12 protein-coding genes and 1 CRISPR repeat array are annotated in these 13,954 nt (G+C 66.3%); of the genes, 2 read left to right on the forward strand and 10 right to left on the reverse strand.

Annotated elements, in window-relative coordinates; translation table 11 throughout:
• The 10 genes from cas8c to hisB form a co-directional block, all read right to left on the reverse strand.
• On the reverse strand, positions 1 to 1,296 hold a 1,296-nt coding region (gene cas8c, locus HUK84_RS04410), incomplete at its 3' end, for a type I-C CRISPR-associated protein Cas8c/Csd1 (RefSeq protein WP_176639175.1).
• Complete coding sequence (gene cas5c, locus HUK84_RS04415) at positions 1,293 to 1,958, reverse strand: type I-C CRISPR-associated protein Cas5c (RefSeq protein WP_176639176.1); 666 nt, start codon at positions 1,956 to 1,958, stop codon at positions 1,293 to 1,295. The genes cas5c and cas8c, both read right to left, overlap by 4 nt.
• Positions 1,959 to 2,313: 355 nt before the next feature.
• Complete coding sequence (locus tag HUK84_RS04420; RefSeq protein WP_246285382.1) at positions 2,314 to 4,593, reverse strand: CRISPR-associated endonuclease Cas3''; 2,280 nt, start codon at positions 4,591 to 4,593, stop codon at positions 2,314 to 2,316.
• Positions 4,594 to 4,911: 318 nt separating this feature from the next.
• Positions 4,912 to 6,465: a CRISPR direct-repeat array (repeat unit 32 nt; unit sequence GTTTCAATCCACGCTCCCGCGCGGGGAGCGAC).
• Positions 6,466 to 6,680: 215 nt separating this feature from the next.
• Positions 6,681 to 7,061, reverse strand: coding sequence for a histidine triad nucleotide-binding protein (locus HUK84_RS04425; protein ID WP_176639178.1), 381 nt, complete (start codon positions 7,059 to 7,061; stop codon positions 6,681 to 6,683).
• A 76-nt stretch (positions 7,062 to 7,137) separates the two neighbouring features.
• On the reverse strand, positions 7,138 to 7,662 hold the full coding sequence (locus HUK84_RS04430) for a phosphoribosyl-ATP diphosphatase (protein WP_246285383.1): 525 nt from the start codon (positions 7,660 to 7,662) through the stop codon (positions 7,138 to 7,140).
• Positions 7,663 to 7,693: 31 nt separating this feature from the next.
• The gene (gene hisF, locus HUK84_RS04435) at positions 7,694 to 8,470 is read right to left on the reverse strand and encodes an imidazole glycerol phosphate synthase subunit HisF (protein ID WP_176639179.1); all 777 of its coding nucleotides are present in this window, start codon (positions 8,468 to 8,470) and stop codon (positions 7,694 to 7,696) included.
• The gene (hisA, locus tag HUK84_RS04440; RefSeq protein WP_176639180.1) at positions 8,470 to 9,825 is read right to left on the reverse strand and encodes a 1-(5-phosphoribosyl)-5-[(5-phosphoribosylamino)methylideneamino]imidazole-4-carboxamide isomerase; all 1,356 of its coding nucleotides are present in this window, start codon (positions 9,823 to 9,825) and stop codon (positions 8,470 to 8,472) included. The genes hisF and hisA overlap by 1 nt, the downstream gene beginning before the upstream one ends.
• A complete protein-coding gene (hisH, locus tag HUK84_RS04445; protein ID WP_176639185.1) occupies positions 9,822 to 10,523 on the reverse strand; it encodes an imidazole glycerol phosphate synthase subunit HisH in 702 nt (233 codons plus the stop codon). Before hisH ends, hisA begins: the two co-directional genes overlap by 4 nt.
• Positions 10,524 to 10,525: 2 nt before the next feature.
• The gene (locus HUK84_RS04450) at positions 10,526 to 10,909 is read right to left on the reverse strand and encodes a hypothetical protein (RefSeq protein ID WP_176639181.1); all 384 of its coding nucleotides are present in this window, start codon (positions 10,907 to 10,909) and stop codon (positions 10,526 to 10,528) included.
• Positions 10,906 to 11,502 carry an imidazoleglycerol-phosphate dehydratase HisB gene (gene hisB, locus HUK84_RS04455; protein WP_176639182.1) on the reverse strand — a complete coding sequence of 199 codons (597 nt, stop codon included), beginning with the start codon at positions 11,500 to 11,502 and terminating at the stop codon, positions 10,906 to 10,908. Before hisB ends, HUK84_RS04450 begins: the two co-directional genes overlap by 4 nt.
• Positions 11,503 to 11,796: 294 nt before the next feature.
• On the opposite strand from hisB, the gene HUK84_RS04460 reads away from it, so the two are divergent.
• Together HUK84_RS04460 and ubiM are read left to right on the forward strand one after the other, a co-directional pair.
• Positions 11,797 to 12,384: a nitroreductase family protein gene (locus HUK84_RS04460; RefSeq protein WP_176639186.1), complete on the forward strand. Its 588-nt coding sequence runs from the start codon at positions 11,797 to 11,799 to the stop codon at positions 12,382 to 12,384.
• A gap of 26 nt (positions 12,385 to 12,410) precedes the next feature.
• Positions 12,411 to 13,589, forward strand: coding sequence for a 5-demethoxyubiquinol-8 5-hydroxylase UbiM (ubiM, locus tag HUK84_RS04465; RefSeq protein ID WP_176639183.1), 1,179 nt, complete (start codon positions 12,411 to 12,413; stop codon positions 13,587 to 13,589).
• The last annotated feature ends 365 nt before the right edge of the window (positions 13,590 to 13,954 follow it).

A 13,954-nucleotide genomic window follows, 5' to 3' on the forward strand; every position in this document is an offset into this window, starting at 1 on the left:
GTCGTCGCCCGCGCGCAGACGCATGAGCGTGGCGGCCAGCCATGATCGCGGATAGGGGCTTCCGGCCAGGATCGCGCGCAGGACCTCGCCGGCCAGCAGGGGCGGGATGTTCTCGAACTTCTCCTGCAACGCCACGGTCTTCGCCAGCAGCAGGTTGACGTCCGGCGGCCGTGCCCAGGGCGACGGCTCCATGCGCATGTCGTCATAATGCGCGGCCAGCCGTCGGGCGAACGCGTCCAGACTGTCCGACTGCCAGAACCGGACCGACAGCCGCGCCGCGTTCGGCGACAGTCCCAGCACGTGAAAGCGCGTGCCTGGCTGAATGTCGGGGCGCAATTGCGACAGCGGCAACCCGCGCGCCACCGCGTCCAGTTCGTCGCCGATCGCGCGCGCCGCGCCTGCATCGGCGACCGATGGATGCAGCGCCTCCTGGAACCAGTCATCGGCGTTCCGTGCCGCCTGCGGGTCGTCCGCTTCGGCCCAGAACACGACCGTCGCATCCCCCACCGGCCGCCGGACGCGGTTGGGCCCGTTGCGGGTCAGCAGCCGGTTCAGCGCCGCGCCATAGCGAAAGGCCGCGCCCTCCGATGTCGGCGCATTGTCCCCCTGCTTGTGATCATAGGAACAGAACGCATCCAGATTGAACGAGACCAGGCTGGCCCCGGCCGTCTGCGCGCCGTCCACGCCCTTGATCGAAGGGTGCAAGCGCGCGGGCATCGCCCGCTCGCCGGTCACCAGGCAGAAAACCGTCCGCGTGTCGGCCGTCTCACGCACCCGCTCGGCCAGGCGCCGGGCGGCGGGGCGGCGATGCAGGTAATCATCGTCGCCGTCCAGGCGAAACACGATATTGGCATCCAGCATCTCGGACCGAAAGGGTTCCGCATTGAACCGATCCGGCTGCCAGTTCTCCAGGAAACGCAGAAACGCGACCAGGCCCGCATCGTTGGTGCCGTTCAGTTGCGCCTGGTGGAACGCCACGAACGCCGCATGCTCCTGCGCCGTCCGCTTGCCGGTGCCAGCCGTTCGGCTCAGCGTATAGGATGTTTTGTCCCACAGGAAATTGGGTGCGATGCCGACGGTACGCTTGATCGACGCCGGCACCGGCAGCAGCCGGGGCGCCGGCTTCTTGCCGTTTCGGTCATGGCAGTCCAATACGTCCACGACCTGTCCGTCACGGTCGATGATGATGCACCAGCCGATCTTCTCCAGGCTCCAGCCCGGTTCTTCGGCATCGTCCATCCGGTTGTAATACCCGACCAGCGCTTCCAGCGGGCCGGGGCGATGTGCGGCCATCATGCGGCCAGGTCCGGACTATCGGCGGCAGGCACCGTCAGCACGCCGTCTTCCATCTTGGCGCGGAAGAAGCGCGCGGTGCAGCCGTCGGCGAAATCGATGTCGTGCAGCATCCATCCCAGATCGACCGAGCCGGCCGGGTGGTCCGACGCGGGCAGTGGCGCGCCCTCGGGCAGCAGGGCGAATTCCGCAGGGAACTCGCGCGTGCCCAGGCACGGGCGGTGGAAACATTGCCCCTGCGCGGCGCGCCGGTTGAACATGCTGATATGCTTGGCCGGCGTATCGCCGGACCCCGCCTTTTCTGTCATCGTGAAATGAGCCTCGATGACATAGGCGACATCGATCAGGATGGTTGCCGCGCGCTGCTGGCGATGATCATCGACATTCAGGCCCAGCCCGTCGGTCCGGCCCGCCGCCATGCCGCGCGCCGCAAGCGCGGCGCTGGCCTTGGCGCCGACTTCGTTGCGGCGCAAGGACTGGAACCGGATCGGCTTCAGAACATGAATGCGATCGATATGCCAGCGAATTGCCGGCTTCCAATGGATGGCTTCAAGTATTCCCCGCGCGGCCGAGGGGGGCGGCACGTCATACGACACTCTTTCAGACTTGAGCTCTGGCCTGGTGAAGCAGGCCCGTTCGCCCCAGACATGCAGTCGCACTCCCATGGGATGCCTTTCTCCTGGACGTCGCTTGTTTTGATAAATAAAACGATCAATGGGGCTTTGTCAAGCGATGAGTCATACTGACTCAATCGTCACAAGGAAGGAAGATTGTCTTGCGCGCGGGATGCCACCGGGCTTGTCTCGCCGCGGGTCAATGGAGCAGAAATGTCTTGTCGGAAGAAAAATTTTGGCAAGATTGTAATCCGCGTGAAAATCGGTGGAAGAGCTGACATGCGGATCGTGGTCGAGGTAGAACCTCCATAGTCGCCGCATAGCGGCGTGGGTTGAAATCTTCCGTGTGAAGAATGTGACACTTATGGCGGGTGATTTCCGGTCCAAACGGACCGGAAATCGCTGACTACCACACATTGTTTTCGGAATGACGGAAGGTCGGGTCGTCAAGTTTCAGGCCCAGCCTGTCATCGTACAGATCCAGCGCGCCGGGATCGAGACAGACGAACCGGTCTCCATAGTCCTGCGCTCGGATCGGCTGCACGGCACCAGCGGCCAGCAGCACCCGGCGCGTCTGTGCCGGAACGGGCACGCTATATTGCTGCAGCCGCCGCATCGTGCCGCCGGGCAGCACCGGCGCATGTTCCAGCGCGTGCAGGACGCGCCGGGCGGTCTCGTCCCATGGGATGATCACCTCTTCCATGACCGTGTCGATCATGCGAAAGGCTTGGTCGATCTGCGCGAAGGGAAAATCACGTCCCTGCGCCGCGTGTGCGACGGCCGGCAGGATGGGGAAAACCCGGCCATCGATCCGGGCCGCATCCATTCCCTCATAGCGCAGTTGAAAATAGAGTTCCCGGAAATAGGCATGCACGGCCTCCAGCCCCAGCACATCCAGGCCCCGGTGCAGGATGGGCCGCGTCGCCTGCCAGAATGGCTCCAGCGCCGGCATGATCCGGCGCTTCGACGCATCGTCGGGGTCCGGCGCCTCGAACACCACCACGCGGCCCAAGCCTGCCAGGCGCCCCTCGCGATTGCAGCGCCCGGCGGCCTGTGCGATGGAGGCCAATCCCGCCGCAGCCCGCCATACCTCGGGAAAATCGACATCCACCCCGGCTTCGATCAAGCTGGTCGATACCAGGCGCACCGGCTGCCCGGCCGTCAGGTCCTGACGAATTTCCTCCAGAATCGCGCGGCGATGCGCCGGACACATCAGGGTCGTCAGATGGCGTGCCCCGGGCATGGCGCCGATGCGGGTAAATAATTCCTGCGCATGAGCCCGCGTATTGACGATGCACAGCATCTGGTCGCGCTCCGCGAAACGGTCCGCGATGTCCTGGTCCGAAACCGGCTCCTGCCGCCATTCGACCGAAACCCGCTTCAGCGCCGTATAAAGACCGGCCGGATCGGGGGCCAGTTCGCGCGTGTCGTCGATGTCCAGCCCTTCGCGATGCCCGCGCGGCGCAGGCGGCAATGCTTCGTCCTGCCGTCGCAGCGCCGACTGCGTGGCGGTGCACAAAACGATGCTGGTCCGGTAATTGCGGGCCAGTTCGTCCAGGGCCGCCATGCACGGGCGCAATAGATGGACCGGCAGCGACTGCACCTCGTCCAGCACCACGACGCTTTGGGCGATGTTGTGCAGTTTCCGCGCCCGGCTGCCGCGCGCGGCGAACAGCGATTCGAAAAATTGCACGCTGGTGGTGACGATGATCGGCGCGTCCCAGTTCTCGGCATCGCGGCGCAGTTTGCTCAGCCCGTCCGCGCCCTCTTCCTCGCTGTCATTCTCGCTGCCCGGCTGGCGTCTGTCCCAATCGAAGCTGGCGTGATGCTCCAGAATATCGTCCGGCGTGCCCAGAGCCGCGCGGAACACCGCCGCCGTCTGTTCGATGATCGAGGTGAAGGGAATGACATAGATGACACGGCGCATGCCGTGCCGCGCCGCATGTTCCAGCGCGAACTGCAGTGACGTCAGCGTCTTGCCACCGCCGGTCGGCACCGTCAGCGTGAACAGCCCCGGCGCCAGAGCGGCCTTGCCGACAGCATGGTCCAGAATGGCGCCCCGCAACCGGTTCAGCGGCGTGTCGTCGCGGCGCCGCGTTCGCATGTGGCCGCGTATGGCGTCCAGGTGCGCGGGCCGCAGTGTGCCGCCGCGCGCTGGCGGCGGCTCCTGCGCCGCCGTGGCATAAAAACGCTCGGTCGCGATGAAGTCGGCATCCGTCAGGCAGGAAAATAGCATGCGGGTAAAGAAGGCGACGGTAAAACCGGGATAATCCGGATTGGCGGCCGGCGGCCGCAAGGCCCTCAGGTCCTGCGGGCTCGGCAGGGTCGGGCAGACCGATTGCCAGTCCCCGATGGGTTCGATGTCGTAAACCCCGCTATCCAGGCGTTCCTTCAGCGTGCGGTTTTTTCCGCCATGCCCGGCACCGTCCATCAGACCGCTGTGGTGGCCGGCAATGGCAAAGGCCAGCAGCCGCCCCAGGGCGCCATACAATTCGACGGCCACGCGGGCGCCGGCCGTGCTGTGGTCGGGGCCGCGCGCGCCCGCCATTCGGATATAATGCTGATACGCGGCCGAACATTTCCCGATATCGTGCAACAACCCGACCACTCGGCCAAACAATGCGGCGCCGAACGGCGTGGCGAACGATTCCGCCAGGCCGCCGACATCAGCCAGATGGTCGATCAACGGTTCCCACCGTCGTGGGTCCGGGTCATCGGGTAGCGAATGCGCGAACAGGTCCATGTATCGCAGGATGAAGGCATCTACCCGGGTTGGCGATGCGCCAGATCAACGCGCCGTACGTTTTCTCGGCGGAGTTGCATAAATTTTATGTGAAGATTCAGTCACACCCGCCGCAGCATCCATTTCGCTGATCCGGCTTTGCCTAGATCTCCACCTGGGCCGGCATGATAGCCTCTGCCTTAATCCACTAACGTCTGGTTTCACCCCACGCTTCCGCGAAGAGCGGCCGAATGGTAGTCAGCGGGCCTGGGACCTGTTCGTGTTTCAATCCACGCTCCCGCGCGGGGAGCGACCCGCGCTGATCTTCGCGATCCGACGCCTCATCGATGTTTCAATCCACGCTCCCGCGCGGGGAGCGACGGCGGGGCTGGATGTCGTGTTCGCGGATGACGCGGTTTCAATCCACGCTCCCGCGCGGGGAGCGACCCGTCACATGCACCGTTCAGTGCCAGCAGCCCGGTTTCAATCCACGCTCCCGCGCGGGGAGCGACCAGCAGGGATTTCAGGGTGTCGATGCTGCATACCTGTTTCAATCCACGCTCCCGCGCGGGGAGCGACGAATTCGCTTACGGCCTGACGAACTACGATCCGGGGTTTCAATCCACGCTCCCGCGCGGGGAGCGACCGTGATACCGCCCCGGCCAGTCCGAGTCGCGCCAGTTTCAATCCACGCTCCCGCGCGGGGAGCGACCAGCGGTCCCCTCGTCCATCCCGCAATGGACCATGTTTCAATCCACGCTCCCGCGCGGGGAGCGACTCATCAAGGTAACACCAAACACGTCGCGGAGATGTTTCAATCCACGCTCCCGCGCGGGGAGCGACCGTTTCGATTCTGACAGATATATTGCCGAGCAAGCGTTTCAATCCACGCTCCCGCGCGGGGAGCGACGGTTATAAACGTCCGGATGCGTCGCATACGAGCGTTTCAATCCACGCTCCCGCGCGGGGAGCGACGCGCAACCCGTCATCATGGCAGCCGAGTCGCTTGGTTTCAATCCACGCTCCCGCGCGGGGAGCGACGGGAATTTTATTCAGAACTGAATAAAGATGTGCGTGTTTCAATCCACGCTCCCGCGCGGGGAGCGACCTTGAACTGGGTGCAGTCGGCCCGTCCTTGCTGGGTTTCAATCCACGCTCCCGCGCGGGGAGCGACCGTCGGATGGATGCCGTTGCCGCGGGCACCGGGGGTGTTTCAATCCACGCTCCCGCGCGGGGAGCGACTCTTTTCTAGCGGTCGACCCGTTACACCCATAGTTTCAATCCACGCTCCCGCGCGGGGAGCGACCCTGTACGCCGATGCGGTTCAGGTCGTCGATGGGTTTCAATCCACGCTCCCGCGCGGGGAGCGACGGCTCCGATGGTCCGCGCGCTGTTGGATGGACGGTTTCAATCCACGCTCCCGCGCGGGGAGCGACCACCATACCGCCGGGCGACTGTCATGTTCGATACGTTTCAATCCACGCTCCCGCGCGGGGAGCGACACCGCATAGGCCGTGCCCTTCTGGCGATGCACGGTGTTTCAATCCACGCTCCCGCGCGGGGAGCGACGCGAAATCCGGTCGGGGCCGTGTGCACGTCGTCAAGTTTCAATCCACGCTCCCGCGCGGGGAGCGACAGCCGCGATGCAGATCGAGGCCGACAGCGCCGAAGTTTCAATCCACGCTCCCGCGCGGGGAGCGACCAGGGCGCGAGAACAGATTGACGCGACGGACCCGAGTTTCAATCCACGCTCCCGCGCGGGGAGCGACGATCTCGGGCGCATTGATTTCCAGGAGCCGGGCAGGTTTCAATCCACGCTCCCGCGCGGGGAGCGACGCCGTACCAGCTATCATATTGCCTTACCAAGGAAAAACCCTTCTATTCCGCGAACGTTCGGCCGGATTGCCGGCGGCGGAAGGAAACGGGTTGGGTGCTCTCGGCCAAGCTGTTGGTTCGTATGCGTTTTAGCCGTGCGCGAACCGGCCGGGTTTTTTCCGACAGCTTATGGTTCGCGCGCCGGGATGGCGGTGGGATCTGGTCTCCCGACCGGCCTAGTGACGATGCAGCATCGGCCCCAGCGCGGCGCCGCCGAACAGGTGGATGTGGAAATGCGGCACTTCCTGACCGGCCGCCACCCCCATGTTCGACAATAGGCGATACCCCGCATCCTCCAGTCCCAGCAGCGAAGCTACCTGCCCTACCGCACGGGTAAAGCCCGCGATCTCGGCATCGCTGGCCGTGCTGCTGAAATCCGCGAAGGAGACATACGCCCCCTTGGGAATAATCAGCACATGCACCGGTGCCTTCGGCGCGATGTCATGAAACGCCAGGGCATGGTCGTTTTCATAGATTTTCCGGCACGGGATTTCCCCGCGCAGGATCTTGGCGAAGATATTCTGCGGATCGTACGGACCCCGTCCCGAAACGGCCATGGACATCTCTCCTCGTTTATGGCGGCTCACGATCAAGGCGGCCCTGCGTCGCGCGGGGGCGTATGCCAGTCCGGCGTCAGCCCGCCAGCGGGTCATGGGGGCGGGCGGCCTTCTCGGCAATGCCGCTCACGCCCTCGCGGCGTTGCAGTTCGGCCCAGATTTCTTCCGGCTGCACCGCGGCATCCACCCACATGACGATCAGGTGGTACAGCACATCTGCGCTTTCGCCCACCAGTTCGTCGCGGTTGCCGGCCACGGCCTCGATCAGACACTCGACGGCTTCCTCGCCGAATTTCTGTGCGATCTTGCGCCGCCCACGGGCCAGCAGCCGCGCGGAATGACTCAGCGACGGATCGGTCCCGCGGCGCGCGGTGACCACGGCGAACAGCCGGTCCAGTACGTCGGACGTGGCTTGCGGCGCGGCCGGCAGCGGCGTCGGCACAATGGTGTGCTTGGTGCTCTTGCCCGGGGTCGTCGCGCTCTTCTTGGCGGATGCCTTCTTGCCGGCGGCCTTGGCGCCGTCGGTCTTGTCCAGGGACTTGGGGGTTGGGGACTTTGGGCCCCGGGTCTTGGGACGCAGGGTCTTGGGGGTCTTCGGCATCGTGCTCTCTGGCTCGGGGGTCCGGCGCGGCTTACGCCGTATGATCGGGCTGGATGTGGCGCACCGGCAGGCCGGCTTCGGCCAGCGCCTGCTTGACCTGCGGAATGGCGAACTGGCCGAAATGGAACACGCTGGCCGCCAGCAGCCCGGTCGCTCCGGCACGCGCGCCCTCGACGAAATGCGCCAGCGTGCCCACACCGCCCGACGCCACGATCGGCACCCGCACCGAAGCGCAGGCCGTGCGCAGCAGATCCAGGTCGAATCCGCTGCCGGTGCCGTCGCGGTCCATGCTGGTCAGCAGGATCTCGCCCGCGCCGCGTTCGGCCACCTCGCGGCACCAATCGATCACATTGCGTCCCGTGGGGGTGCGCCCGCCATGGGTATAGACGTCCCATGACCCATGCCCGTCCGACCGCGCGTCGATCGCCACCACCACGCACTGGCTGCCGAATTTCCGCGCGGCCTCGTTCACAAGCTCGGGCCGGTTGACCGCGGCGGAATTCATCGCGCATTTGTCGGCGCCGGCCAACAGCAGCCGCCGCATGTCGTCGGTGGTGCGCACCCCACCCCCCACCGTCAGCGGCAGAAAGATCCGCTCGGCCGTGCGGCTGACCACGTCCAGAATCGTGTCGCGGTTCTCATGGCTGGCGGTGATGTCCAGGAATGTCAGCTCGTCTGCGCCCGCCGCGTCATAAACGGCCGCCTGTTCGACGGGATCGCCCGCATCGCGCAGCGCGACGAAATTGACCCCCTTCACCACCCGGCCGTTCTTGACGTCCAGGCAGGGTATGACCCGCAATTTCAGCATCAGGACAGAACCCGCAGCGCGTCCGCCGGGTCAACCCTGCCGTCATACAGGGCCCGGCCGACGATCACGCCTTCGATTCCCGGTGCGTGCACGGTCGCGGCCCGCAAGGCGCGCAGATGCTCCACCGTCCCGACTCCGCCGCTGGCAATGACCGGGATCGACAGCGCATTCGCCAGTTCGGCGGTCTGAGCGATGTCGATGCCCGTCAGCATGCCGTCGCGGCTGATCTCGGTGAAGATAATCGCGGCGACCCCGGCATCTTCCATCCGGCGGCCCAGTTCGATCGCCTTCATGTTCGACGTCTCGGCCCAGCCCTCGGTCGCCACCTGGCCCGACCGTGCGTCGATCCCGGCCACGATCCGTCCGGGAAAGGCCCGGCAGGCCTCGCGCACCAACTCCGGATTCTTGACCGCGACGCTGCCCAGGATTACCCGGGTCACGCCGGCGGCCAGCCAGCGCTCGATGCCTGCCATGTCACGCAGCCCGCCGCCCAGTTGCACCGGCACGGTGGCGTTGGCGATGATCGCCTCGACCGCCGGCGCGTTGGCCGATCGCCCGGCGAACGCGCCGTTCAGGTCCACGACATGCAGCCACCTGCACCCGGACTGCGCCCAGACCCGGGCCTGCGCGCCCGGGTCGTCGGAATAGATTGTGGCATCGTCCATCTCGCCCCGGCGCAGGCGCACGCAGGCCCCGTCCTTCAGGTCGATGGCGGGATAGAGGGTCAGGCTGTGTCCGGTCACGCTGGCGGGTCCCGTGGCAGGAATGGGGATGCTGGCCGCCCGCGGATGGGCGGGCACGACACGCTCATTCTCCTGCAGGCGTTTGGTGAAGAACAGGCCGCGCACCGTGCGCCCGCCCGCGCGGGCATAACTGGGATGCGTGCCCCAGTGATGAAAGCCGAAGCCGCGGAACAGCCGGATGGCGGCCTCCTGCGTCTCGCGCACATCCAGGTTCAGGATCTGGTACCCCATCGCCCGCGCGCACTGCTCGGCCTCCAGCAGCAACAGCCGGCCCAGCCCATGTCCGCGGGCATAGGGCGCGACATAAAGATGCATCAGCGTGGCACTCATCGCCTGCGCTTCGTTGTTGCGCGGCGGCCGCACCAGTTGCGCCGCCCCGACGATGATGCCGTCCAGCCGGGCGACGAACAGCATGCGTTCCGGCACCATCAGCAGGCCACGGAAATAGCGCTCCAGCGCCTGCCGCCCGGGCACGTTCAGCCAGCCGAACCCGCCGCCGTCCAGGATCGCGGCATCCGTCGCCTCGCACAGCGCCTGCATGTCGTCGTCATGCAGTTCCTGCACCCGTTCGGCGCGCACGCGGCCCGCCATCGGGACGCCGATCTCGTTCATGCGCGCACCTCTTGCGGGGCGGGCGCCCAGCGCAGGAAGTTCGCCAGAATGCGCAGCCCGACCGCCTGGCTCTTCTCGACATGGAACTGCGTGCCGGCCCGGTTACCCCGTGCGACGATGGCCGGCACTGCGCCGCCATACTCGGTCGTTGCCACCAGTTCCCCAGCCGCTCCGTCGCGCAGGGCATAGGAATGCACGAAATAGCCGTGGGCGTCGGGCGCCAGCCCATCAGTCAGCGGATGCGCGCCCGGCGTGAAATCCAGCTTGTTCCACCCCATTTGCGGCAGGCGCAGCCCGGGCGCCTCCATCGCGGCGATTTCGCCGGCGATCCAGCCGAATCCGGGGGTGATCGCGTGTTCCAGTCCGCGCGTGGCCATCAATTGCATGCCCACGCAAATACCCAGGAACGGCGTGCCGCGATCCGTCGCGTCGATGATCGCCTGCCGCAGGCCGGGCACGGCCTCCAGCCCGGCCGCGCAATCGGCGAACGCTCCCTGTCCGGGCAGCACGATCCGGTCGGCATTGCGCACTGCCTGCGGGTCGGCGGTAATCGTCACCGCGGCGTCGATCCCGCTATCGGCGGCGGCGCGCGCCACCGCTCGCGCGGCCGACGCCAGGTTGCCGCCATTATAATCGATCACCACGATGGATCGGGGCGCGGGAAACCCCGCCCCGGGAGACCGGCTCTCGAATGCCATGCTCACGTCTCCGTGGCCGCCGCGCGCGGCACCATTGTCTGGGGATAGCGGTCCAGCAGACGCAGCATGGCCGCGTCGCGCCCCTTCGCCACGACGACCGGCCCGGCCGTCAGCCCGTTCAGCCGCAATTCCCAGGTCCGGATATCGGCGGCGCACAGCGCCAGTCCCAGATGGAGCCCCACCCACAGCGCGATGGCCGGCATCCCATGCCCGGCGACGGCCATCAGCACCAGACTGGCTGCCCCGGCCAGCAGGCCCGCGATCCAACTGCCCTGCAGCACCAGCCCCAGCCAGCCCAGCAGCAGCACCCGCCAGGACAGGCGCTCGCCTACCAGCACCGGCGGCCGGGCCCCCTGCGCCCGGAACCAGGAGGAATAGGTCGTCACAGCACGCCCTTGGTCGATGGGATCGCCCCGGCGGCGCGCGGATCGGCCTCGGCGGCCATGCGCAGCGCCCGCGCCGTCGCCTTGAACGACGCCTCGGCGATATGGTGGCAATTCCGGCCCGCCTTCTGCGTGACATGCAGGGTGATCATCGCGCTCATGGCGAAGGCGCGGAAGAATTCCTCGAACAGCTCGGTGTCCATCTCCCCGATCTTGTCGCGCGTGAAGTCCACCGACCAGGCCAGGTAGGGCCGGCCGGAAATATCCACCACCACCTCGCTCAGTGCCTCGTCCAGCGGGGCCAGCGCATGGCCGAACCGCCGGATGCCCCGCTTGTCGCCGATCGCCTTCGCAAAGGCCTGGCCCAGCGCAATGCCGGTATCCTCGGCCGTATGGTGGAAATCGATATGCAGGTCGCCCTTCGCCGCGATGTCCATGTCGAACATTCCATGCCGGGCCAGCGCCGTCAGCATATGGTCGAAGAAGCCGATTCCCGTCTCGATGCGGGATTGGCCGGTGCCGTCCAGATCCAGGCGAACCAGAATGTCGGTCTCGCCGGTGACGCGATGAATCGTGGCTGTGCGGGCTGTGTCCATGCCCGTTCTCCTACAGGAGTGGACCGCATTAGGCCACCATTCCTGTGGTCCGGATTGCCTTGCGGCGGGTTTCGCCCCGTGGCCATGCCCGATATTGGCTTTGCGGGGCTTGTGCGGCATGGTGCCATCCCGCCGCCTATCCTTCGGGCCGTCCCCCAGATGCAGGCCCAGGGGAAGACCCGGCGGATAGCAGGAGAGCCGATGCAGGCAGATCACATGCAGATGCGGATCGGTGCGGATCATATCGGGACGGCTCATATGGGAATGGCGGCCCCGCAGAAGAAGGAGCGCCCGATGGCCGTGCTCAACCATCTCCTCTCCCGTTCGTCGACCGACATGCTGGCCGAACCGGCGCCCCAGGGCGCGGTGCTCGAAGACATCCTCGCCACCGCGATGCGCGCGCCCGACCATGGGCGGCTGCGTCCGTGGCGCTATGTGCTGGTCCGCGGTGCGGCCCGCCCCCGGCTGGCCGAACTGATCGTCGCCGGCATGAAGGCGCGCGACCCGGACGTGCCCGCGGCCAAGATCGAAAAGCGCCGCACCCGCTTCTCCACCATGCCGCTGACGATCGCGCTGGGCATGCATGTACGGCCCGACGACAAGATTCCGGTCATCGAGCAGGAAATGGCGGTCGCTGCCGCGGCCATGAACATCCTCAACGCCCTGCATGCCACGGGCTTCGGCGGCGTGTGGGTCACGGGCGACATGACATATGACCCGGCGGTGGCCGCGGCGCTGGGCTTCACCGCGCCGCATCGTCTGGCGGGCTTCCTCTTCGTCGGCACGCCGGATCCATCCCGCCCCCTGCCGCCCCGCCGTCCGGTTGCGGACTACGTCGCCGAATGGCACGGCACGCCGGTGACGTTCGGCGCCGATGGCTGATCGGGCAGGTAGCGGGGGAGCAGGCCATGCGCAGTGACGTGACCATTATCGGCGGCGGCCCGGCAGGCCTGGCCATGGCCCTTTCGCTCGATGCGCTGGGCCTGTCGGTCACGGTGCTGGAACGTGCGCCCCACGCCGCCCTGGCCGACCCGGATTTCGACGGGCGCGAGATCGCCCTGACCCACCATTCGGTGTCCGCCCTGCGGGCCAGCGGCGCCTGGGCGCGGATACCCGCCATCGGCGTGTCGCCCCTGCGTGAGGCCCGGGTGGAAACCGGCCGCCGGAACCACCCGCTTACCTTCGATACCCGCGGCCGCGGGGTCGACGCCCTGGGCTATCTGGTGTCGAATCACCTGATCCGCCGTGCCCTCTATCAGGAGGCGGTCTCCCGTCCCGGTATTACCCTGCGCGCCGGCGTCGCCACCCGGCGCGTGCGCACCGATCGGGACCGCGTCACGGTCTTGGCCGAAGGCGGCGATATCGAAACCCGCCTGGCCATCGCGGCCGACGGGCGGTTTTCCGATATTCGCCGCCTGCACGGCATCGGTGCCGTGACCCACGATTTTCACCGCGCGATGCTGGTCTGCCGCATGGCGCATGAATCGCCCCACCATCACGTGGCCCTGCAATGGTTCGACCAGGGACAGACCGTGGCCCTGCTGCCGGTCAATGGCAGCGCGTCCTCGCTGGTCCTGACCCTGCCGCCCGACCACATCGCCAACCTGCGCGCGATGGAACGCGACGCCTTCAATGCCGAAATCATGGCCCGAATCGGCAACCGGCTGGGGGCGATGCGGCTGGTCAGCACGCGCCACGTCTATCCGCTCTGCGCGGTCTACGCCCATCGCTTCACGGCCAGCCGCTTCGCCCTGATCGGCGATGCGGCGGTCGGCATGCATCCGATCACCGCACATGGCTTCAATCTTGGCCTCAAGGGGCAGGAAATCCTGACCCAGGAAATCGCCGCCGGACTCGCCCGTCATGGTGATCCGGGGGCGGCGGCCAGCCTGCGCCGATTCGAGATGCGGCACCGCATGGCCACGGCACCGCTCTTCGCCGCGACCAACGGAATCGCCACCCTCTATACGCGGGACGACCCTCCCTTCCGTCACCTGCGGGCGGCCGGCCTGCGGGTGGCCGATTCTCTGGCCCCCTTCAAGGCGGCGGTCACGTCTATGCTGATGGACGATAAAAAAACGGCCTGAAACCGCCATTTGTCCGTCCCTCTGTCCGGGGCACCGCAAAAAATCGCATCGGGGCGTGTTGACGGTGATGAGAGTGTTGTGTAGATCGCTGTTCACCGCTGGTTCGGGGCTTTCTGGTCTTGACGGAGTGGCTAGGTTTTTGCTAGTGTCTTTGGCCCTGCTGGGGCTGGGGGTTTCTGGATAGGGACCTGGGCTCATTGACAATTGAATAGAGAAGAGAACGGAAGGGATATGTTGACGGCGTCCTGACGGTCTGGGCTTTGTGCCTGGATTGTTTAGGGGATTGGGTGCCTGGTTTGTTTCTGGGTATTTGGTCTTAGGGGCGCTGTTGGATGTATGTCTTTTGGATATGCGTTTTTATGGTG

The organism is Nguyenibacter vanlangensis, assembly GCF_013376155.1.
Lineage (GTDB): Bacteria > Pseudomonadota > Alphaproteobacteria > Acetobacterales > Acetobacteraceae > Gluconacetobacter > Gluconacetobacter vanlangensis.